Raw genomic sequence first — 20,761 nt, forward strand, 5'->3', positions numbered from 1 at the left:
GGCGGGGTCCAGCCGGCGACCGGCGCGGCGCGACGTTGCGCGGCAGCGTCGGCGTCGGCCTGCTCCTGTGCGGTCAGGCCGTCGATCACGCTGCGCAGCCGTGCCAGCGCCGCGGCGGCGTCCTGGCCTTCGGCCGAAATGGTCACGGTGTCGCCGGCGTGCAGGCCCAGCTGCAGCAGCGACACCAGATTCTTCGCGTCGCCGACCTGGTCGCCGGCGCGCACCTGGATGCGCGCGGCGAAGCCGCGTGCGGTTTCCACCCAGCGCGTGGCCGGGCGCGCGTGCAGCCCGGTGGGGTAGCGCACGGTCCAGTCGAAGCGCTCGGCCAGGTCGCTGGCCGGGGCGGTGGGCGCGGCGGCGGCCGCATCCTCGCTCAGGGCGGCGACGATCGCCTGCGGGTCGTCGCTGGCGAACAGCGCCTCCAGCTTCGGCGGATCCTGGATCAGCCGGGTCAGGCGCCGCAGCACGGTGATGTGGGTGTCGGACTGGGCGGCGATGGCGACCACCAGGTGCGTGGTCTGGCCCGGGTTCCACTCCACGCCGTCGCGCAGCTGCAGCACCGCGATGCCGTCGCGGCGCACCAGGTGGCGGTCCTCGCCGGTGCAGTGCGGGATCGCCACGCCATGGCCCAGGAAGGTGTTGGCCAGCGCTTCGCGGCGCAGCATGCTGGCCTCGTAGGCCGGCGGCACGCAGCCGGCGGCGACCAGCAACTGCGCCGCCTGGGCGATTGCGTCGGCCTTGTCGCGGGCCTGGACATCGACCCGGACCAGGTCGCTGGAAACCAGGGGAGAGGCGGGCGTCTGGGACACGCGGAATCCTTGAGGGTGGGCGGCAAGTGGGCGCAGTGTGGGAACGTTCCCAGTCTATCGTCAATGTGCAGTGCACAATTCTTTCGGAAAAGCCTGGTGCTACTATCTGGTGGCGCCACACGACAGGGGGTCAACATGGAAAAGAAGCGGGAACGTTGCCGGTGAGTGTCAGCATCCACGACGTGGCGCGCGTCGCCGGCGTCTCGACCTCGACGGTGTCGCGCGCACTGGGCCACGGCCCGGTCAGCGAGGAGGTGCGGGCGCGGGTGGAAGCGGCGGTGCGCGAGACCGGCTACCGCCCCAACCTGATGGCACGGCGGCTACGCTCGCAGCACTCCGGGGTGGTGGGGCTGATCGTCGCCGACATCCGCAATCCGTTCTTCACCGCGGCCATTCGCGCAGTCGAGGACGTGGCCTACCGCGCCGGCATGCGCGTGATCCTGTGCAATACCGACGAGGATCCGCAGCGCGAGGCGCTGTATCTGCAACTGATGCAGGAAGAGCGGGTCAGCGGGCTGATCTTCGCCCCCACCCGCACCACCCAGAGCCAGCTGGGCAAGTTGACCTTCGATCATCCGGTGGTGCTGCTGGACCGCGCCGGCAAGAGCGGTACGCACGACAGCGTGGTGCTGGACAACGCCGCGGCGATGGCGGCGCTGGTCGATCATCTGGTCGGCCGCGGCGTGCGCCGGATCGGCGGCCTGTTCGGCAAGACCAGCAGCACTGCCGCCGAGCGCCGCGACGGCTATCTGGAGGCGATGCGCGGGCACGGGCTGACGCCGGATTACCGCGAGGTGGCACCGAGCGCGGAGGCGGCGATCGCCGAGGTCCAGGCCTGGCTGGCGCAGACGCCGCGACCGGACGCGCTGGTGGCCAGCAACAGCCTGCTGCTGATGGGCGCGCTGAAGGCCGCGCGCGCGGCCGGCCTGCGCATTCCGCAGGATCTGGCGCTAGCCGGCTTCGACAACGAAAGCTGGACCGACCTGGTCGAGCCCGGGATCACCGTGATCGAACAGCCGGTGGAAGAGATGGGACGCACCGCGATGTCGTTGCTGCTGGAGCGGATGAATGCGCCGACGCAGCCGACCCGCAAGGTGGTGCTCAGTGGCCGCTGCATCGTGCGCGGCTCGAGCCTGCGCTGACCGTCGGCGTTCGGTGCGGTTGGGCAGGGATGCCGCTGCGGCGACCGTGGTGTGCCGCAGCGGGAGTCGTGGCGTCCTTACTCGCTGCCGTCCGGCCGAGGATAGTCGTGCTCGGGATCGGCGTGGTCGCGCTTGGGGTCGCTATCGGGTTGGTCGCGATCCTTCCACTGCGCGTCGTCGTTGTGGATCTTGTCCGGCGTGTGGCTGCGTTGCTGGGAATCGTGGGCGTTGTCGCGGTTGGCGGGCGGGGACATGACGAACCTCCTGGATCAGGCGGGGGTGGGCGCCGGATCCGGATGGCGGTCGTGCTGCTCGGAGCCGTCGAGGCGTGCCCAGCAGGCGACGACCAGGGTTTCGGCATCGCTCCAGGCGATGCGCGGCCAGGGGTGTTCGGCGTCGTAGCGCTGACGCAGGCGCTGCAATCGCACGTCGTTGGATTCGCGCGGCAACTGCAGGAACACATCGCAGGCCATCTTGATCAGGCGCGCATGTTCGCTGAACGACTGCGACCCCAGTTTGCCCGCCGCGTGCAGCGCCTTCCAATGCGCCAATTCGGCTTCGACATCCACGAGCAGGCTCGGAGCGTGACTCACGCGAGTTCTCCTTGAGTGAGAGGAAAGAGGGAGGCGGAGGGTGCCCCCCCTGGCAGCCACCGCTCCATCACCCTAGGCCGCGGCGCGTAAAGGTGAGGTGGTGCTCATGTGGTGTGGATGACAAGACGCGCACCTGCGCGGCGACAAAGCGTGATGTTGGACGCCGACTTTCACGCACAGCGTTGTGAAGGCGTCCGATGCGGCGCGTGAAGACGAGGCGCGCACATGCGATCCCGGCGTTCCGCCGGTCGACTTGGTCCGCGCCGCTGCGGCGGCTTACCATGCACGAGGTCCGCGTCCGCGGGCACCCCGTTTCCCCCTCACGCGCCGACGGCCGCCGCCGCTGGTGCCCGCAAAGGACTGGCATGCCCGTTGCTCCCGTGCTCGACTCCGCGCCGCCGCGCATCGCCGTGATCGGCCTCGGTTATGTGGGCCTGCCGCTGGCGGTGGCGTTCGGCGCCCGCCACGACACGCTCGGCTACGACATCGATGCGCAGCGCGTGGCGCAACTGCGCGACGGGCACGACCAGACGCTGGAACTGGAGGCCGAGGAACTGCGCGCCGGCGTGCACCTGCGCTACAGCGACGACGCGGCGGCGCTGCGTGACCGCAACGTGTACATCGTCACCGTGCCGACCCCGATCGACGCGCACGAGCAGCCCGACCTGCAGCCGCTGCGCCAGGCCAGCGAGTTGCTGGCCGGCGTGCTCAAGCGCGGCGACCTGGTGATCTACGAGTCCACCGTCTACCCGGGCACCACCGAGGAAGTCTGCGTGCCGCTGCTGGAGCAGGGCTCGGGATTGCGCTGCGACGTCGACTTCCATTGCGGCTACAGCCCGGAGCGGGTCAATCCCGGCGACCGCCAGCGGCGCCTGGCCGACATCCGCAAGATCACCTCGGGCTCGAACCCGGCCGCCGCCGATGCGGTGGACGCGCTGTATGCCGGCATCATCGCGGCCGGCACCTGGCGCGCGCCGTCGATCCGCGTGGCCGAGGCGGCCAAGGTGGTCGAGAACATCCAGCGCGACGTCAACATCGCCCTGGTCAACGAACTCGCCCTCATCTTCGACCGCCTCGGCATCGATACCCAGGACGTGCTGGACGCGGCCGGCACCAAGTGGAACTTCCTGCCGTTCCGGCCCGGCCTGGTCGGGGGCCACTGCATCGGCGTGGATCCGTACTACCTGCTGCACAAGTCCGAGAGCGTGGGCTACCACCCGGACCTGATCCACACCGCGCGCCAGGTCAACAACCGGGTCGGCGCGCATGTCGCCGCGCGGGTGCAGGCACTGCTGGCCGGCAAGGGCGTGGCGATGGCCGATGCGTCCGTGCTGGTGCTCGGCGTCACCTTCAAGGAGAACTGCCCGGACCTGCGCAACAGCCGCGCGCTGGAGCTGGTGCAGGCGCTGGCCGCGGCCGGCGCCCGCGTCGATGCCTGCGATCCCTGGGCCGATCCGCAGGCGGCGCAGGCGCATGGCGTGGACCTGCTGCCCGAGCCGGTGCCCGGCCGCTACGACGCGGTGGTGCTGGCGGTGGCGCACGCGGCCTACCGCGACCTGGACGCAGCGCAGATCCGCGCGCTCGGCACACCCGACCTGGTGGTCTACGACGTCAAGTCGGTGTGGCCGCGCGCGGCGGTGGACGACCGGCTGTAGCGCAGTTCTCGGGCGCGCGTACCGTCTGGTGTCACCGGCGCATGGCATGCGCTGGCTGTACCTGCGCCAAGCGGCCCCGATGGCGGTTGCAACGCCATGACCGCGACACCCTCTACACTCGCCGGCTTACTATGCCTGCGAGGACCGCGATGCACCGCTACCTAGCCTATATCGCCAGCTGCGTGCTGCTGGCGCTGTCCATCGCCCTGTGTGCGATCTGGCCGCTGTGGGGCTGGGGCGTGGCGGCCTTCGCGGTGCTGGCGGTGCTGGGCACCGTGGACCTGCTGCAGACCCGCAGCACCCTGCGCCGCAATTATCCGATCCTGGCGCATTTCCGCTACGGCCTGGAATCGGTCGGCCCGGAGATGCGCCAGTACTTCCTGCAGAGCGACATCGAGGAGGCGCCGTTCTCGCGGCAGCAGCGCGCCCTGGTGTACCAGCGCGCCAAGAACGTGATGGACGTGGTGCCGTTCGGCACCCAGCGCAGCACCTACGCACCGGACTACGAATGGATCAACCATTCGCTGGCCACCTGCAAGATCGCCGACCACGACTTCCGCGTCACCATCGGCGCCGGCTGCGCGCAGCCGTACGCGGCCAGCGTGTTCAACATCTCGGCGATGAGCTTCGGCGCGCTGTCGGCCAACGCCATCCGCGCGCTCAACGCCGGCGCGCGCCAGGGCGGCTTCTACCACGACACCGGCGAGGGCTCGATCTCGCCCTACCACCGCGAGTGCGGCGGCGACCTGGTGTGGGAGATCGGCTCGGGCTACTTCGGCTGCCGCGACGAGGAGGGGCGCTTCGACCCGCAGCGCTTCGTCGCCAACGCCACGCTGGAGCAGGTCAAGATGATCGAGATCAAGCTCTCGCAGGGCGCCAAGCCGGGCCACGGCGGCGTGCTGCCGGCGGCCAAGGTCAGTGCCGAGATCGCCGCCACCCGCGGCGTCGCCATGGGCCAGGATTGCGTCTCGCCGTCGCGGCATTCGGCGTTCTCCACGCCGCTGGAGCTGCTGCAGTTCGTGGCGCGGCTGCGCGAACTGTCCGGCGGCAAGCCCACCGGTTTCAAGCTGGCCATCGGCCACCCCTGGGAGTGGTTCGCCATCGCCAAGGCGATGCAGGAAAGCGGCCTGTACCCGGATTTCATCGTCGTCGACGGCGCCGAGGGCGGCACCGGCGCGGCGCCGGCGGAGTTCATCGACCATGTCGGCGTGCCGATGCACGAGGCCCTGCTGCTGGTGCACAACACCCTGGTCGGGCTGGATATCCGCGAGCGCATCAAGCTCGGCGCTGCCGGCAAGATCACCAGCGCCTTCGATATCGCGCGCACCCTGGCGCTGGGCGCGGACTGGTGCAACGCCGGGCGCGGCTTCATGTTCGCGCTGGGCTGCATCCAGTCGCTGAGCTGCCACAGCGACCGCTGCCCGACTGGCATCGCCACCCAGGACCGGCGTCGCTGGCAGCACCTGGACCCCACCGACAAGGCCACCCGGGTCGCGCACTACCACGCCAACACGCTCAAGGCGCTGCGCGAACTGCTCAGTGCCGCCGGGCTGACGCATCCTTCGCAACTGGGGCCGGAGCACATCCTGCGCCGCATCTCGCAGGTGGAGATCCGCTCGCTGGCCTCGCTGTACCGCTACCTGGAGCCGGGCGAACTGCTGCGCACGGTCCCCGACCATGCGGTCTTCCACGATTACTGGGGCGACGCGCGCAGCGATTCGTTCCAGCCACCGGAACGCATCCGCCGCCTGCGCGACAGCAAGTCGCAATGAGCACGGCGGCGTCGCCGATACGGTTGCGGCCCGGGGTGCCCGAAGACATCCCGACGCTGTGGGCGTTGCGCACCCGCTGTGTGCGCGAGGTCTGCAGCAGCCACTACCCACCGGAGGTGATCGTGCGCTGGTCCGCAGCGCCGCCGCCGGCATCGTATTGCGGTCTGGTGGCTGCGGGCGGCGCGATCGTCGCCGAGGACCGTGAAGGTCGCGTGCTCGGCTTCGGCGTCGTCGACCTGGCCGGTGCCGAGATCGACGGACTGTTCGTGGACCCGGCGCTGCGTGGCAGCGGTCTCGGCCGGCGCCTGCTGCAGGCGCTGGAGCAGCGCCTGGCGCCGTGTCCGCGCATCCATCTCGCCGCGGCGCTGAATGCGGTGGCGTTCTACCTTGCGCAGGGCTATGCCGTGCTGCGCGAGGGAGCCTACCCCCATCCCAGCGGGATCGCCCTCGATTGCGTGTTCATGGAGAAGCGCGCCGCGCTGGCGGTGCGGTGAGGTAGGCATCCCACAACCGGTGCGTTGTGACGGCGAAGGGGCGGGGCGTTCGCTTTTTTGCATCGCCGCATCGGTCACGCATGCTCGCCATCGCTGCCGCCGCCCGTTATCGTGCCGGTTCCTTCTCAGCTTGCCGCGCATGAATCAGCCCTCGGTCCCCGACGTCGTTCCCGCGCCGCTGCCCGTCGACGAAGCCGAGCGCCTGCGCGCGCTGGCCGAGCTGGGGATGCTGGACACTGCACCGGAACCGGCGTTCGACGACCTGATCTGGCTGACCAGCCAGTTGTGCGAGGTGCCGATCGCGCTGATTTCGCTGATCGACGAGCGCCGGCAATGGCTCAAGGCCAGTTGCGGCCTGCCTGCCGGCACCACCGGGTATCCGCGCGAGATGGCGTTCTGCACCTATGCCTTGCTGGAGCCGCAGTTGCTGGAGGTGCCGGACGCCACGCTGGATCCGCGTTTCGCCGGCAACCCGCTGGTGTGCGGCGCGCCACACCTGCGTTTCTACGCTGGCATGCCGCTGATCGGCGACCAGGGCTACAGCTACGGCACCCTGTGCGTGATCGATATCCGTCCACGGCAGTTGGACGCACGCCAGCGCGAAGGTCTGCAGCGCCTGGCCAGGCAGGTCACCGCGCATCTGGAGGCGCGCCGCGACGCGCGCATCGCCCACGACCAGGCCAAGACGCTGAGCCTGCTGCTGGAAACCATGCCCGACGGCGTGGTGTCGTGCCAGGCCGACGGCACGCTGGGCGAGTTCAACCAGGTGGCGCGGCAGTGGCACGGCGCCGATCCACGCGCCTTGCCGCCCGAACAGTGGGCGAAGTACTTCGACCTGTTCGACGCCAGCGGCCAGCGGCTGCTGACCAGTGACGAGGTGCCACTGGTCCGTGCGTGGCGCGGCGAATCGGTGCGCGATGCGGAAATGGTGATCGCCGCCAAGGGACAACCGCCGCGCAGCGTGCTGTGCAATGCGGAACGGCTGGAGGGCCGCGATGGGCGCAGCCTGGGCGCGGTGTGCGTGATGCGCGACGTCAGCGTCGAACGCGCGGCGTCGCATGCGGCGCTGCTGGCCGGGCAGCGTTTCTCCGGCGCGTTCTCGGCGGCCGCGCACGGCATGGCGCTGGTCTCGCTGGAAGGGCACTGGCTGGACGTCAACGACGCCTTGTGCGCGATGCTCGGCTATAGCCGCGCCGAGCTGCTGGAACTGCGCTTCCAGGATTTGACCCATCCCGAGGACCTGGCCGAGGACATGGAACAGGTGGCCGCGTTGATCGCCGGCCGCCGCAGCGACTACCGCAGCGAAAAGCGCTACCGCCATCGCGACGGCCATACCGTGCGTGCGCGTCTGTCGGTGTCGCTGGTGCGCGACGAACAGCAGCGTCCGCTGCACTTCGTCACCCATATCCAGGACATCACCGAGCAGCATCTGGCCGAACACCGCCTGCGCGACAGCGAAGCGCAGCTACGCACCATCGCCGACAACGCGCCGGCGCTGATCGCCTATCTCGACCACGACCTGCGCTACCAGTTCGTCAATCGGCCATATGCGGAGTGGTTCGCGCTGGCACCGGAGCGCATCGTCGGCCGCCGCCTGCACGAGGTGCTGGATCCGCAGCAACTGGCCCTGCTGCAACCCCACCTGCCGGCGGCGCTGCAGGGCGTGCCGGCGCAGTTCGACGCCGAGCTGTGCGATGCCACCGATGCGTTGCGGATCATGCATTTCAGCCTGATTCCGGACGTGGCCCTGGCGCCGCAGCGGATCGGCCTGCATCTGATGATCAGCGACATCACCGGGCAGACCCGATTGGCGCGGCTGCTGGAAGAGCGCGCGCTGCGCGACGAACTGACTGGGCTGCCAAACCGCATGGCCTGGAACCAGACCCTGCGGCGGCGCATGAACGAGCGCCGTGGCCAGGGCCAGGTGGCGGTGATGTTCCTGGATCTGAACGACTTCAAGAGCGTCAACGACCGTTTCGGCCATCACGTCGGCGATGCGTTGCTGGTGCACTTCGCGCGGCTGCTGCAGCGTTGCCTGCGCGGGCAGGACAGCATCGCACGGTTGGGTGGCGACGAGTTCGTGGTGTTGCTGGAAGGCCTGGCCGACGCCAGGCGCGAAGTGCTGGCGGCCGCGGCGCGGATCATGGAGGCGTGCGCGGACGGCTGCGAGGTCAGTGGTCGGCACCTGCCCTTGCAGCCGAGCATCGGCATCGCCGTGCAGGCCGGCCCCGGCTTCGATCCGGTGCTGCTCACCCAGCGCGCCGACGAGGCCATGTACGTGGCCAAGCGCGATCCGCAGGCGCGGGTGCAGATCGCGGTGCTCTGAGCGCCGCGTGCCGCGTGCGCTGGAGGTCAGTGCGCGGCTTGACGCTGCAGCCAGGCCACCGCGCCGCGCCCGGCGCGCACGCCGCTGGCGAAGCACGCGGTGAGCAGGTAGCCGCCGGTCGGCGCTTCCCAGTCGAGCATTTCGCCGGCGCAGAAGGTGCCGGGCAGCGCCCGCAGCATCAGCTGCGCATCCAACGCTTCCAGGCGCACGCCGCCGGCGCTGCTGATCGCCTCGGCCAGTGGGCGCGGGCGCAGCAGGGTCAGCGGCAGGCGCTTGAGCGTGGCCGCGGCCAGCGCCGGATCCTGGCCGGCCTGCTTGCCGAGGATCTCGAACAGCAGCGCCGCCTTGACCCCGTCGATGCCGGCCTGGCGGCGCAGGTGTTCGCCGAAGCTGCGGCCGCCGCGCGGCTTGCCCAGTTCGGCCTGCAGCCGCGGCAGGTCGCGGCCCGGTACCAGGTCCAGCCACAGCGTGGCCGGGCCGTGTGCGGCGATGGAATCGCGCAGATCCGCGGCCAGCGCATAGATCAGGCTGCCCTCGATGCCGTGCTCGCCGACCACGCACTCGCCCTGCAGCGACTGTGCCTGGCCCTGCGCATCGTGCCAATGCGCGACCACCGGCTTCAGCGGGGCTCCCGCGTGGCGTTCGCGGAAATAGGCGCTCCAGTCCACGTCGAAGCCGCAGTTGGCCGGCTGCAGCGACGCAACCTCCACGCCGCGCGCGCGCAGCGTGTCCTGCCAGGCGCCGTCGGAGCCGAGTTGCGGCCAACTGCCGCCACCGAGCGCCAGCACGCAGGCATCGGCCTGCACGCGCTGCTCGCCGTCGGCACCGGCGAAGCGCAGCGCGCCGTCCGCGTCCCAGCCCAGCCAGCGCTGCTGCACGTGGAAGCGCACCCCGGTGTCCTTCAGCCGCCGCACCCAGCCGCGCAGCAGCGGTGCGGCCTTGCGATCCAGCGGGAACACCCGGCCGGAGCTGCCCACATAGGTCTCCACGCCCTGCGCCTGCGCCCAGGCGCGCAGCGCGTCGGCATCGAAGTCGGCCAGCCACTCGCCGACCGCCGTCGCGCGCTCGCGATAGCGCGCGACGAAGCGCTCGAACGGATCGGAGTGGGTCAGGTTGAGGCCGCCCTTGCCGGCGATCAGGAACTTGCGTCCCACCGAGCCCTTGGCCTCGTATACGTCGACCTCGGCGCCGGCGGCGCGCGCGGTCTCGGCGGCGATCAGCCCCGCCGGGCCGCCGCCGACGATGGCGAGACGGCCGCGCACCGGCGCGGCGTGCTTGCTGGCGGGCATCGGCGCAGTCGGCTCAACGCGGCTGGACATCGAGCAGTTCGACCTCGAACACCAGCGAGGCGCCCGGCGGGATCACCCCGCCGGCGCCGCTGTCGCCGTAGCCGTAGTCCGACGGCAGCATCAGCAGGCGCTTGCCGCCCACGCGCATGCCGGCCACGCCCTCGTCCCAGCCGCGGATCACCTGGCCGGCGCCGAGCACGAAGCTGAAGGGCTGGCCGTGGTCGGCGGAGGCGTCGAACTTCTCGCCGCGCTTGTCCTTGGCGTTCTCGTCGTACAGCCAGCCGGTGTAGTGCACGGTGACCCGGCTGCCGGGGCGGGCCTCGGCGCCGTCGCCGACGCGCTCGTCGGTGGCCTGGAACGCGGCGATGCTGCCGCCGGGCGGCGGACCCGGCGGGGTGCAGCCAATCAGCAGCCACGCCGGCAACGACAGGCTCAACAGCAGCAGGATTCGGCGCATGCGGGACGTCCACGGCGGGCAGGACGTGCAAGGGTAGCGCATCGCCGCAGCGGCTATCATGCGGCGCATGGCCAAACTGCTGCTCAACCTGCGCCACGTGCCCGACGACGAACGCGCCGAGGTCTGCGCGCTGCTCGACGCCGCCGGCATCGGCTACTACGAAACCCGCGCCGGCACCTTCGGCATCTCCGCCGGTGGCATCTGGTTGCGCGAGGACGCCGAGCAGGCGCGGGCCAAGACGCTGCTGGCCGAGTACCAGGCCCAGCGCGGCGAACGCGCCCGCGCCGAGCGTGCCGCGGCGCTGCGCGACGGCAGCGCGGAGACCTTCGCCAGCCTGCTGCGGCAGCGCCCGCTGTTCGTGCTGGCGACGCTGCTGGGCATGCTGCTGGTCGCTTCGCTGGTGCTGCTGCCGTTCCTGCTGCTGCGCGGCTAGCGGCGACGCTGCAACACGCGTCGCCGAGGTGCCAGTGTGCGGTGGGGCGGCCGTTTCCTGCAGCGGGCATGCGCCGCAGGCTCTAAAATGCACCGATGATCGCCAACACCGCCGCCTACCACTTCGTCGCCATCGCCGACCCCGACGCGCTCGCCGCGCAATTGCACGCCTGGGCGCAGGACGGCGACCTGCGCGGCACGGTGCTGGTGGCGGGCGAGGGCATCAACCTGTTCCTGGCCGGCACGCCGGCGGCGATCGACGGCTTCTACGCGCAGTTGCGTGCCGATCCGCGCTTCGCCGACCTGCGCGTGAAGTCCAGCACCAGCGCACAGCAGCCGTTCGCGCGGCTGAAGGTCAAGGTCAAGCCGGAGATCATCAGCTTCCGCCGCGATGCAGCGTCGCCGCTGGAGGCCGAGCGCGCGCCAACGGTGGCCCCGGCCACCCTGCAGCGCTGGCTGCGCCAGGGGCACGACGACGATGGCCGGCGCGTGGTGCTGCTGGACACGCGCAATGCGCAGGAAGTGGTCTACGGCACCTTCGCCGGCGCGCTGACCCTGCCGATCGTCAAGTTCACCGACCTGCCGGAGGCGCTGGCCCCGCATCGCCCGGCCCTGGCCGATGCCATCGTGGTCAGCTTCTGCACCGGCGGCATCCGCTGCGAAAAGGCGGCGCTGTGGATGCGCGCCGACGGCATGGACAACGTGCTGCAACTGGACGGCGGCATCCTCGGCTATTTCGAGGAAGTGGGCGGCGAAGGCTACGACGGCCGCTGCTTCGTCTTCGACGAACGCGTGGCGCTGGATCCGCAGTTGGAGCCGCTGGTGGGCGGCTGATTGCCGCGGGATTGGGGAGTCGGGATTTGGGATTGGCAAAGGCGGGTTGCTGCCAGCTATGCAAGTGGCCCGTCAGGTGAGGCAACACCTGCTTTAACGAATCCCCAATCCCGAATCCCCAATCCCCAATCCCCACGCCGTCAGGCGTACTGCATCTTGCGCGTCATCCCGCCATCGACCACGAATTCCTGGCCGGTGATGAAGCCGGCCTGCGCCGACAACAGATAGACTGCCAGCGCGCCGATGTCCGGCGGCTCACCGACCCGCCCGGCCGGGTGCTGCGCATGGTCCTGGCGCGACAGTTTGGGCGTGCGCCGCGCATTCGGCTTGCGCCAGGCGTCGGTGGCGATCCAGCCGGGGCTGATGCAGTTGACCCGCACCGCCGGCCCGGCGCTGATCGCCAGCGCATGAGTGAAGGCCACCAGTCCGCCCTTGGACGCGGCGTACGCCTCGGTGTCCGGTTCGGACTGCTGCGCGCGGGTGGAGGCGATGTTGACGATGGCGCCGCCGCCGCGGCTGTCGCGCAACGCCGGCAGGGCATGTTTGCTGCACAGGAACGCACCGCCCAGGCTCGCCCCGAGCCGCCGGTTCCATTCGCGCAGCGACAATTGCGCCAGCGGGCCGGTATGCGGATCGGCGATCCCGGCGTTGTTGACCAGACCATCGATGCGGCCGAACCGGGTCAGCGCGGCATCGACGAAGCGGCGCACGCTCGCTTCGGCGGCCACGTCGACGCGACGGAACAGCAGGCGTTCGCCAACGTCCAGCTCGGCCACGCAGGCACGCCCGGCATCGGCATCGAGATCGCCGAACACGACGTTGCCGCCAGCGCCCAGCACCGCCTGCACCACGCCGCGGCCGATGCCCTGGGCGCCGCCGGTGACCAGCACCACACGGTCGCGCAAGGGCAGGACTGGGACGGGGGCGGGCGATGGAATCAGCGGCATGGCGGCGACCAGGAGAAAGCAGGGGGCGCCAGCGTAGCCGGCGCACCGTGCAACCGGCGTGGTAGCGCCGTAGTGCAGCTCACCCCAACCCCTCTCCCCTGGGGAGAGGGGTTGGGGTGAGGGTACGGCGCGCAGCGCTCGCGGGGGTTTGGCGACACGAGGCTTCGCCCGTACCCTCATCCGCCCCTGCGGGGCACCTTCTCCCGGCGGGAGAAGGAAAAGTCCAAAGCCCCTCTCCCACCGGGAGAGGGGTTGGGGTGAGGGTACGGAGCGCGCAGCGCTCGCCTGGATCTGACGATGCGAGGCTTCGCCCGACCCTCATCCGCCCCTGCGGGGCACCTTCTCCCGGCGGGAGAAGGAAAAGTCCAAAGCCCCTCTCCCACCGGGAGAGGGGTTGGGGTGAGGGTACGACCGCCAGCCAAGCATCCTCCTACCCACACCCACACCCACACCCACATCCACATCCAGCGCAAATCAGCGTTCCGGTCGCGCCCCCTGCAAGCGACGCCGCGCGCCCCCATCTCGTCGGCATCGCTTGCAGGAACCCGCCTCACCATGATGCCGATCTCCATTCTCGACCTCGCCCCGGTCTGCGAAGGCAGCGACACCAGCGCCGCCTTCGCCAACATGCTGGACCTGGCCCAGCACGCCGAACGCTGGGGCTACCACCGCTACTGGCTGGCCGAGCATCACAACATGCCTGGCATCGCCAGCGCCGCCACCGCCGTGTTGATCGGGCATGTGGCCGGCGGCACCAGGCGCATCCGCGTCGGCGCCGGCGGCATCATGCTGCCCAACCATGCGCCGCTGCAGGTGGCCGAGCAGTTCGGCACGCTGGCCTCGCTGTATCCCGGTCGCATCGACCTGGGGCTGGGGCGCGCACCCGGCACCGACCAGGCCACGGCACGCGCGTTGCGCCGTTACTTCGACAGTGCGGACCAGTTCCCGCACGACGTGGCCGAACTGCTGCGCTATTTCGAGCCGGCAGTCGACGGACAACTGGTGCGCGCCGTGCCCGGTGCCGGCATCGAGGTGCCGGTGTGGCTGCTCGGCTCCAGCCTGTTCAGCGCGCGCCTGGCTGCGGCGATGGGCCTGCCGTTCGCCTTTGCCTCGCATTTCGCCCCGGACGCGATGGACGAGGCGCTGGCGGTGTATCGCCGCGAGTTCCGCGCTTCCACGCGCCTGCAGGCGCCATACGCGGTGCTGGCCCTGAACGTGGTGGCCGCCGCGTCCACGGCCGAGGCGCGGCGTCTGTTCACCACCCAACAGCAGAGCTTCGTCAACCTGCGCCGCGGCCGCCCCGGGCTGATTCCGCCGCCGATCGACGACATCGAGGCGTTCTGGGCGCCGCACGAGAAGCTGGGGGTGGAACGCGCACTGGCCTGCACAGTGCTGGGCGATGCCGACGCGGTCGCACATGGGCTGTCCGACTTCGTCGCGCGGCACCGCCCGGACGAGTTGCTGCTGACCGCCAACATCCATGACCACGCGGCGCGCTTGCGCTCGTTCCAACTGGCGTCGGAGGCCTGGACGCAGGTCGCCGCGGCCGCGTAATGCGCGTATCTGCGCGGGTGTCTACACGCGCAGACGCGCGCGGGCGCTCATTGCCATATTTGCGTTGATGGGCATCACACCGCGCACCGCTTTCACGATGTCTTGATTTTCCCGGGTATGTCATCGTTTCGCGTCGCGCATCAGCGTGGCGTTCGGCCTCGGGACACGGCCGTACAACTGACGCGAACAGGGGGATCGGCAATGAACGCACAGCATCCGATGGCGCCGGGGCACGAATGTGGACTGGAGGCGGCCTTGCAACAGATGAGCAAATGCCTGGAGCGCCTGCGCGCCCAGACGCAGGAACGCCCGGCCAAGGGTGCGTCCGTGCGGCCGTCGCACATGCGCAACGTGTTCGCCAGCGAGACGGAACTGTACCTGGTGAAGTAAGCGGGCAGCGGGCGCTCCACTGCCGCGCGCGCTCAGCGCAGCTTGTGCATCCACTCCCGGCCCAGGTCGACCACCTGGTCCGAGGCCAATCCCAGGCTCAGCGCCACGGCGATGCTGCCCAGCCACGACAGCAGCATCAGTCCGCCGTCCCGTTCCAGCAGCGCCAGCGCGAACAGCAACAGCATCGCGCCGAAGGCGTAGTTGGTGAACGGGATCGGCAGCGACAGCAGGATCCCCAGCACGATCAGCAGCAGCCCACTGAAGGCGCGCGCCGGCAGGGTATCGACCAGCGCCGGCAGGCGCGGCTTGAGCAGTCGGTCCAGGCGTCGCAGCCACGGCGCGATGCGGCCGACGAAGCGTTGCATGGTGCGGCGGCGCGGCCCGCGCTCGCCGATGAAGCGCGGCAGCCACGGCTTGCGCAGGCCGATCAGCATCTGCAGGCCGATCAGCGTCACCAGCGGCCCGCTGATGCCGCCGGCCAGGCCCGGCACCGGCAGGAACGCCGGCAGGATCGCCACGAACAGGAACACGCCGAACGCGCTCTGCTGCAGGTCGGCGAGGATCAGCCGCAGCCGCAGGTGTTCGTCCGGGTCGCCGAGGACGAAGGTGTCGAGCAGGGTGCGGATGCCCTCGGCGCTGTAGCCGTGGTCGCCCTCGTGCGGCGCACCGCCGGGTGCGTCACCCGGTGATGTCATCGCTGTTCTCGTCCTGCAGCCTGCGCAGCAGCAGCTTGTCCACGCGCGCGCCGTCCAGGTCGACGATCTCGATGCGCCAGCCGGCCCAGTCGAAGAACTCGCCGGCGTGCGGGATGCGTCCGAAGTAGTAGATGCACAGGCCGGCCAGGGTGTTGTAGTCGCCTTCCTCGGCGCTGGGCAGCTCGGCGCCGCCCAGCAGTTCGCGCAGGTCCTCGATCGCCAGCGAACCGTCGATCAGCAGCGAGCCGTCGGCGCGGGTCACCACCAGCGCGTCCTCGTCGGCGTTGTCGGCCGACTGCAGGCGCCCGACCACCGCGCCCATCAGGTCGCTGATCGTCACCAGGCCCTGGATCTCGCCGTACTCGTCCACCACCAGGGCCATCGATTGCTGCTCTTCGCGGAAGATCTCCAGCAGCTTCATCGCGTGGGTGGACTCGGACACGAACAAGGTGTCGCGCAGGCTCTGGAACAACTGGGTGGCGTCGCCGTCCATGCGCGTGACCAGCGATTTCACCTCCAGCACGCCGGCGATGTCCTGGTCGCTGCCGCGGTACACCGGGTAGCGCGAGAACTCGTGTTCGCGCATCACCTGCAGGTTGCGCTGCGGCTCGGCGTTGGCATCGAGCCAGGCGATGCGGTTGCGCGGGGTCATCAGGCTGTCGGCGGTGCGGTCGCCCAGGCGCATGACCCGGTTCATCATGTCGCGCTCGTGCGCGTCGATCACGCCGGCCTCGTGGCTCTCGGCCACCAGCATGCGGATCTCCTCTTCGGTCACCGAGGCCGACTCCTCCTTGCCCAGGCCGAGCAGGCGCAGCACCAGCCGGGTCGAGCGCGACAGCACCCAGACGAACGGCGCGGCGATCCGGGCCAGCCAGCCCATGGGGATGGCGACGAAGCCGGCGATGACCTCCGAACGGGTCAGGGCCAGGCGCTTGGGCACCAGTTCGCCGAAGATCAGCGTCAGGAAGGTGATCAGCACGATTGCCAGGGTCTTGCCGATCAGCGCCGACCACGGCTGCGGATCGCCGAACAGGGTGAAGTTGGCCGCCAGCGCCGGGAACAGCGCCTGCAGCTTGGCCGCGATCGCCACGCCCATGGCCTCGCCGCCGAAGACACCGGTGAGGATGCCGATGGCGGTGATGCCGATCTGCACGGTGGACAGGAAGTGCTCGGGGTTCTCGGCCAGCGCCAGGGCCTTGGCCGCGCGCGTGCTGGACTGGGCCATCTGCTTCAGCCGGCTCTTGCGCGAGGTCATCAGCGACATCTCGGACATCGCGAAGAAACCGTTGAGCAGGATGAGGGCTGCAACGATCAACAGTTCAAGCATGCGCGCGCTCCTTGGCGCCAAGGAAAGCGGGGACATGGGCGCCGTTGCGGCGCGGGGGAGGGGATGTGGGGTGGTCGTCCATAGGGTGCGCCCGCGAAGGGCGCGGCGGCGATGGTAACAAACCCGGGCGGGGGTCGCGTCCACGCCGCGCCGACGTCGCCAGGGCCGGCCCGGGGCCGCGACTACCCGCAGGTGTCAGCAAACAGTCATAATTCCGCCCCAGTGCCGTCCTCCCCGCGACGGCGGGAAGCGCGTTGCATGTTTTCGTTGCAGACCATCTTCGGTTCCGGCAAGCAGTTCTACACCCTGCTCGACGAGGCGGCACAGGCCGCCTACGACAGCACCAAGGCCCTGCACGCGATGATGCGCGAGTCCGACCGGCAGCCGGCGCTGGACGGCTTCAAGCTGGCGCGCCTGCGCGAGCGCGCCGCGTCCGACAAGATCGGCCAGGCGCTGGTGGACAGCTTCATGACCCCGATCGAGCGCGAGGACATCGAGGCCCTGGGCTCGGCCCTGTACAAGATCCCCAAGCAGGTGGAGAAGTTCGCCGATCGCTATTCGCTGGCGATCCAGCACCTGGAGCACATCGATTTCGCGCCGCGCTCGGCGATGCTGGAGCAGGCCGCGGCGGTGGTGGTCGAGATGGTCCACGACCTGCGCCACATGAACCTGGACCGGATGAGCGCGCTCAACGACAAGCTGCGCTCGCTGGAGAACGAGGCCGACCGGCTGATGCTGGAGCTGTACCGCGACATCTACTCCGGGCGCCTGGACAACCTGCAGATGTTCCTGCTCAAGGAGTTCTTCGAAATCCTGGAGAAGGCCATCGACCGTTGCCGCGAGGCCGGCGTGGTGGTCTACCAGATCGTGCTGAAGAACTCCTGATGGACGCGCTGCGGAGTTGCTGCCTGCGCGGCCGTGGCGCCCTGCGCGCGCCGGCCGCCGCCGCCGCCGCGTGCGTGGAGGCGCGCCGATGCTGACCCTGGTCCTGATCGTGATCCTGGCGGCGCTGGTGTTCGAGTTCATCAACGGCTTCCACGACACCGCCAACTCGATCGCCACGGTGGTCGCCACCAAGGTGCTCAGCCCCGGCTGGGCGGTGATGCTGGCCGCGGCGATGAACCTGGTCGGCGCGCTGACCGGCACCGCCGTGGCGATGACCATCGCCTCCGGCCTGCTCAATACCGACGTGATCGCGGTGACCCCGCAGGTGGTGCTGTGCGCGCTGCTCGGCGGCATCGTCTGGAACCTGATCACCTGGTGGAAGGGCCTGCCGTCCTCGTCCTCGCATGCGCTGATCGGCGGCCTGTGCGGCGCCGGCCTGGCCGCCGCGCACAACGACTGGGGCGCGCTGATCTGGTCGCAGAACCTCGGCGACTGGGCCAAGAACAAGGGCCTGCTGTGGAAGGTGTTCGTGCCGATGGTCACCTCGCCGATCGCCGGCTTCCTGCTCGGCATCGCGGTGATGCTGTTGCTGTGGGCGGCGATCGCCGGCCTGGCCAAGCTGGGCGGCCCGCTCGGGCGGCTGGCGCGGCCGCGCTGGGTCAATGCCTTCTTCGGCAAGGCGCAGATCGCCTCGGCCGCATACATGGGCTATGCGCACGGCCACAACGACGCGCAGAAGACCATGGGCATCATCGCCATGACCCTGATCGGCGCGCAGAGCACCGGCGCCCTGGACGACCTGCCGTCGTGGCTGGCGTTCCTGCATCCCGACGCCAGCCAGGGGCAGGGCATCGCCACCTGGATCGTGCTGACCTGCGCGGTGGTGATGGCCGCCGGCACCGCCTCCGGCGGCTGGAAGATCATCAAGACCCTGGGCCACAAGATGGTCAAACTGCATCCGATCCACGGCTTCGCCGCGGAAACCAGCTCGGCCACGATCCTGACCCTGGCCGCGCACTTCGGCATGCCGGTGTCCACCACCCACAGCATCTCCACCGCGATCATGGGCGTGGGCTTCGCCAAGAACCCGCGCTCGCTGCGCTTCGGCGTCATCGAACGCATCGTCTGGGCCTGGATCCTGACGATCCCGGCCGCTGCCGGCGTGGCGTATCTGATTTTCCGCGGATTCGCCTTGGCTGGGTGGGTGTGAGGGAGTCGGGAATCGGGAGTGGGGAAACGGGAATCGTAAAAGCGTAGATTTCCCGCGAACGGTGACGATGTCGCCCTCCGAAAGGAATCTGGATACGTCTTACGTCCTCTTGTCGCAACGAGTGTTGCCTGCGTGGCGACGTCGCGTAGCCAAGTGACTCCATCGCGATAGCACTCCCGAACCACGCAGGTCGGGGTATTGTCTCGACGACTGGGGAACCGCTTTTGCGATTCCCCATTCCCAATTCCCCATTCCCATCAATTCGCCCGATACATCGCCATCACGTCCTGACGCAGCGCGCGCTGGCTGTCGGCGCGGTTGTAGAACATGTGGCCGCCGGGGTAGTTCTTGACCTGCACGCGGGTCGGGTCGTTGCCCATCACCGGCATCTGGTCCACGGTCAGCACCGAGCCCATGAACGGGCACGACAGGTCGTTCCAGCCGTGCACGATCAGCACGCGCAGCTTCGGGTCGATCGCCACCGACTGGCGCAACTGCGTCACCGAACCCTTGCGCAGTTCGTCGTCCCAGTCCCACAGCCGGTTCACGTCGTAGTTCAGCGCCTCGTAGCGGGCGTCGACCTTCCAGCCGACCACGCGGGTCACGAAATCGACCATCGCGGTGGTGGTGGGGGCGATGATGCTGTCCAGCAGCGGGTCGTTGGCGCGCTGCTCGGGGGCGTTGGGGAACGGGTCGAAGGCGGTGACGTTGGAGTCGTAGCGGCTGCCCAGTTCGCCCTTGTCGCGGAACACCTCGCGCAGGTAGGCCTGGGTCTCCAGGCGGCCGCCGGCGCGGCGCACGAAGGCCGGGTCCAGGCCGGTCATCGCGGTCACCTGCTGGATCATGCGGGTGGTGCCGGCCGGGTCGGAGCGGCCGCGCAGCAGCGCGGTGACGTAGTCGCCGCGGGTGTAGTCGATCACCTGGCGCATCGCCTCCGGGGTCAGCTTGCCCTCGCGTTCCAGGCGTGCGGCGGTGATCGACGGCAGGGTCAGCATCCACGGCAGCGGCGAGACGTCGCCGTTGTCGTCCAGGGTCGGGTTCAGATACGGCGAGACCAGGACCACGCCGTTCATCGCCACGCCGAGCTTGGTCTGCAGGTAGTGGGTGATGCGCGGGCCGCGGAAGCCGCCGTAGCTTTCGCCGACCAGGTACTTGCGCGACTGCAGGCGCTGGTTCTTCAGCAGCCAGTCGTAGATGGTGCGCGAGAGGTATTCGATGTCGGCCTGCGGGTTGTAGAACTGCTTCTTGGCCTGCTCGTCGGGGATACGCGAGCGGCTGAAGCCGGTACCGACCGGGTCGATGAACACCAGGTCGGTGAAGTCCAGCCAGGTGCCGGGATTGTCGCGCAGTTGCGCCGGTGCCGAGGCGCTGTCGCCCTCGCTGCCGAACGCCACCACCTTCGGCCCGATCGCGCCCAGGTTGAGGTACACCGAGGCCGCGCCGGGGCCGCCGTTGAGCGCGAAGGTGACCGGACGGTCCTTGCCGTCCATGGTGTAGGCGGTATAGACCACGTCGGCGACGACCTTGCCCTGCTTGTCCTTCACCGGCAGCGTGCCGACCTTGACCGTGTAGCGCAGGGTGCGGCCGTCGAGCTGGGTGGATTGGCTGGTCTGTGCGTCGGCCGGTAGCGGCGCCGGTTCGGCGGCGGCGGGCTTGTCGCCCTTGTCGGCATTGCCCGCATCGGCATCGGCGGCCAGCGCCGCGGTCATCGGCATCGCCGCCAGCAGTACGGCCAGCAGCACGGAAGGGAAGGTCGGCACGGGCGGTCGCTCGCAGGAAGGGAGCCGGCATGCTAGGCCGCGGCGTCGGCGCGGCGGATGTGCACAAAGCCATGGTCGGTGGCGGGCGCCATGCCGGTTCATCGGCACTGGCTACAATCGCCGGTCCGTCCCGTGTCCGGTCCGCTGCGCATGCCCGTCCTTCGTTTTCGCCTGCCGCTAAGCCTGTTCC

Annotated in this window: 20 protein-coding genes; 11 read left to right on the forward strand and 9 right to left on the reverse strand. The window is 69.8% G+C overall.

The annotated features are described in order from the left end of the window. Nucleotides 1-809 (reverse strand): HPr family phosphocarrier protein (locus tag D180_RS09520; RefSeq protein WP_043090720.1); only part of this gene is annotated, 809 nt, incomplete at its 3' end. Between the two features lie 161 nt (nt 810-970). On the opposite strand from D180_RS09520, the gene D180_RS09525 reads away from it, so the two are divergent. Beyond that, nucleotides 971-1,951 carry a LacI family DNA-binding transcriptional regulator gene (locus D180_RS09525; RefSeq protein ID WP_017912608.1) on the forward strand — a complete coding sequence of 327 codons (981 nt, stop codon included), beginning with the start codon at nt 971-973 and terminating at the stop codon, nt 1,949-1,951. 77 nt (nt 1,952-2,028) lie between these two features. Here D180_RS09525 and D180_RS24175 read toward each other — a convergent pair whose 3' ends face one another. Beyond that, entirely contained in the window at nt 2,029-2,205 is a 177-nt protein-coding gene (locus D180_RS24175; RefSeq protein WP_010341034.1) for a hypothetical protein, read from the reverse strand. Between the two features lie 15 nt (nt 2,206-2,220). Further along, the gene (locus D180_RS09530) at nt 2,221-2,544 is read right to left on the reverse strand and encodes a hypothetical protein (protein ID WP_017911090.1); all 324 of its coding nucleotides are present in this window, start codon (nt 2,542-2,544) and stop codon (nt 2,221-2,223) included. 365 nt (nt 2,545-2,909) lie between these two features. On the opposite strand from D180_RS09530, the gene D180_RS09535 reads away from it, so the two are divergent. The 4 genes from D180_RS09535 (at nt 2,910) to D180_RS09550 (ending at nt 8,791) form a co-directional block, all read left to right on the forward strand. After that, a complete protein-coding gene (locus D180_RS09535) occupies nt 2,910-4,199 on the forward strand; it encodes a nucleotide sugar dehydrogenase (protein WP_039729525.1) in 1,290 nt (429 codons plus the stop codon). A gap of 149 nt (nt 4,200-4,348) precedes the next feature. After that, complete coding sequence (locus D180_RS09540; protein WP_017911088.1) at nt 4,349-5,971, forward strand: FMN-binding glutamate synthase family protein; 1,623 nt, start codon at nt 4,349-4,351, stop codon at nt 5,969-5,971. A gap of 17 nt (nt 5,972-5,988) precedes the next feature. Then, nucleotides 5,989-6,465, forward strand: coding sequence for a GNAT family N-acetyltransferase (locus D180_RS09545; protein WP_043090724.1), 477 nt, complete (start codon nt 5,989-5,991; stop codon nt 6,463-6,465). A gap of 139 nt (nt 6,466-6,604) precedes the next feature. Then, on the forward strand, nt 6,605-8,791 hold the full coding sequence (locus tag D180_RS09550) for a diguanylate cyclase (RefSeq protein WP_017912610.1): 2,187 nt from the start codon (nt 6,605-6,607) through the stop codon (nt 8,789-8,791). 26 nt (nt 8,792-8,817) lie between these two features. Here the strand turns inward: D180_RS09550 and D180_RS09555 are convergent, their stop codons facing one another. Both D180_RS09555 and D180_RS09560 read right to left on the reverse strand, forming a co-directional pair. After that, nucleotides 8,818-10,080, reverse strand: coding sequence for a TIGR03862 family flavoprotein (locus tag D180_RS09555; RefSeq protein ID WP_017912611.1), 1,263 nt, complete (start codon nt 10,078-10,080; stop codon nt 8,818-8,820). A gap of 13 nt (nt 10,081-10,093) precedes the next feature. Then, on the reverse strand, nt 10,094-10,537 hold the full coding sequence (locus tag D180_RS09560; protein ID WP_017912612.1) for an FKBP-type peptidyl-prolyl cis-trans isomerase: 444 nt from the start codon (nt 10,535-10,537) through the stop codon (nt 10,094-10,096). A gap of 67 nt (nt 10,538-10,604) precedes the next feature. Between D180_RS09560 and D180_RS09565 the strand changes: the two genes are divergently transcribed. Together D180_RS09565 and D180_RS09570 are read left to right on the forward strand one after the other, a co-directional pair. Continuing rightward, on the forward strand, nt 10,605-10,970 hold the full coding sequence (locus D180_RS09565) for a DUF6164 family protein (RefSeq protein WP_017912613.1): 366 nt from the start codon (nt 10,605-10,607) through the stop codon (nt 10,968-10,970). Nucleotides 10,971-11,065: 95 nt separating this feature from the next. Beyond that, nucleotides 11,066-11,803 (forward strand): sulfurtransferase, encoded by a 738-nt coding sequence (locus D180_RS09570; protein WP_017912614.1) that lies wholly within the window; start codon nt 11,066-11,068, stop codon nt 11,801-11,803. A gap of 140 nt (nt 11,804-11,943) precedes the next feature. On the opposite strand, the gene D180_RS09575 is transcribed toward D180_RS09570, so the two are convergent. Further along, on the reverse strand, nt 11,944-12,750 hold the full coding sequence (locus D180_RS09575; protein ID WP_043090721.1) for a glucose 1-dehydrogenase: 807 nt from the start codon (nt 12,748-12,750) through the stop codon (nt 11,944-11,946). Between the two features lie 555 nt (nt 12,751-13,305). Here D180_RS09575 and D180_RS09580 point away from each other — a divergent pair. Continuing rightward, nucleotides 13,306-14,304, forward strand: coding sequence for an LLM class flavin-dependent oxidoreductase (locus D180_RS09580; RefSeq protein ID WP_017912616.1), 999 nt, complete (start codon nt 13,306-13,308; stop codon nt 14,302-14,304). Between the two features lie 201 nt (nt 14,305-14,505). Then, a complete protein-coding gene (locus tag D180_RS09585; RefSeq protein ID WP_017912617.1) occupies nt 14,506-14,694 on the forward strand; it encodes a hypothetical protein in 189 nt (62 codons plus the stop codon). Between the two features lie 32 nt (nt 14,695-14,726). Here D180_RS09585 and D180_RS09590 read toward each other — a convergent pair whose 3' ends face one another. Continuing rightward, complete coding sequence (locus tag D180_RS09590; protein ID WP_017912618.1) at nt 14,727-15,389, reverse strand: exopolysaccharide biosynthesis protein; 663 nt, start codon at nt 15,387-15,389, stop codon at nt 14,727-14,729. Continuing rightward, the gene (locus tag D180_RS09595; RefSeq protein ID WP_017912619.1) at nt 15,373-16,716 is read right to left on the reverse strand and encodes a hemolysin family protein; all 1,344 of its coding nucleotides are present in this window, start codon (nt 16,714-16,716) and stop codon (nt 15,373-15,375) included. The genes D180_RS09590 and D180_RS09595 overlap by 17 nt, the downstream gene beginning before the upstream one ends. 258 nt (nt 16,717-16,974) lie before the next feature. On the opposite strand from D180_RS09595, the gene D180_RS09600 reads away from it, so the two are divergent. Then, a complete protein-coding gene (locus tag D180_RS09600; protein WP_017911076.1) occupies nt 16,975-17,601 on the forward strand; it encodes a DUF47 family protein in 627 nt (208 codons plus the stop codon). Nucleotides 17,602-17,689: 88 nt separating this feature from the next. Further along, nucleotides 17,690-18,811 (forward strand): inorganic phosphate transporter, encoded by a 1,122-nt coding sequence (locus D180_RS09605; protein ID WP_043090722.1) that lies wholly within the window; start codon nt 17,690-17,692, stop codon nt 18,809-18,811. Nucleotides 18,812-19,068: 257 nt separating this feature from the next. Here the strand turns inward: D180_RS09605 and D180_RS09610 are convergent, their stop codons facing one another. Next, nucleotides 19,069-20,571 carry a S10 family peptidase gene (locus D180_RS09610; protein WP_043090723.1) on the reverse strand — a complete coding sequence of 501 codons (1,503 nt, stop codon included), beginning with the start codon at nt 20,569-20,571 and terminating at the stop codon, nt 19,069-19,071. Nucleotides 20,572-20,761: the final 190 nt, after the last annotated feature.

It is taken from the genome of Xanthomonas sp. SHU 166 (genome assembly GCF_000364685.1).
Classification (GTDB): domain Bacteria; phylum Pseudomonadota; class Gammaproteobacteria; order Xanthomonadales; family Xanthomonadaceae; genus Xanthomonas_A; species Xanthomonas_A sontii.

What these genes read in the sequence shown, in the direction of transcription:
- D180_RS24175 (WP_010341034.1), bottom strand. Translation starts at nt 2,205, where the DNA reads ATGTCCCCGCCCGCCAACCGCGACAACGCCCACGATTCCCAGCAACGC.
- D180_RS09535 (WP_039729525.1), top strand. Translation starts at nt 2,910, where the DNA reads ATGCCCGTTGCTCCCGTGCTCGACTCCGCGCCGCCGCGCATCGCCGTG.
- D180_RS09540 (WP_017911088.1), top strand. Translation starts at nt 4,349, where the DNA reads ATGCACCGCTACCTAGCCTATATCGCCAGCTGCGTGCTGCTGGCGCTG.
- D180_RS09550 (WP_017912610.1), top strand. Translation starts at nt 6,605, where the DNA reads ATGAATCAGCCCTCGGTCCCCGACGTCGTTCCCGCGCCGCTGCCCGTC.
- D180_RS09555 (WP_017912611.1), bottom strand. Translation starts at nt 10,080, where the DNA reads ATGCCCGCCAGCAAGCACGCCGCGCCGGTGCGCGGCCGTCTCGCCATC.
- D180_RS09560 (WP_017912612.1), bottom strand. Translation starts at nt 10,537, where the DNA reads ATGCGCCGAATCCTGCTGCTGTTGAGCCTGTCGTTGCCGGCGTGGCTG.
- D180_RS09565 (WP_017912613.1), top strand. Translation starts at nt 10,605, where the DNA reads ATGGCCAAACTGCTGCTCAACCTGCGCCACGTGCCCGACGACGAACGC.
- D180_RS09570 (WP_017912614.1), top strand. Translation starts at nt 11,066, where the DNA reads ATGATCGCCAACACCGCCGCCTACCACTTCGTCGCCATCGCCGACCCC.
- D180_RS09575 (WP_043090721.1), bottom strand. Translation starts at nt 12,750, where the DNA reads ATGCCGCTGATTCCATCGCCCGCCCCCGTCCCAGTCCTGCCCTTGCGC.
- D180_RS09580 (WP_017912616.1), top strand. Translation starts at nt 13,306, where the DNA reads ATGATGCCGATCTCCATTCTCGACCTCGCCCCGGTCTGCGAAGGCAGC.
- D180_RS09585 (WP_017912617.1), top strand. Translation starts at nt 14,506, where the DNA reads ATGAACGCACAGCATCCGATGGCGCCGGGGCACGAATGTGGACTGGAG.
- D180_RS09590 (WP_017912618.1), bottom strand. Translation starts at nt 15,389, where the DNA reads ATGACATCACCGGGTGACGCACCCGGCGGTGCGCCGCACGAGGGCGAC.
- D180_RS09595 (WP_017912619.1), bottom strand. Translation starts at nt 16,716, where the DNA reads ATGCTTGAACTGTTGATCGTTGCAGCCCTCATCCTGCTCAACGGTTTC.
- D180_RS09600 (WP_017911076.1), top strand. Translation starts at nt 16,975, where the DNA reads ATGTTTTCGTTGCAGACCATCTTCGGTTCCGGCAAGCAGTTCTACACC.
- D180_RS09605 (WP_043090722.1), top strand. Translation starts at nt 17,690, where the DNA reads ATGCTGACCCTGGTCCTGATCGTGATCCTGGCGGCGCTGGTGTTCGAG.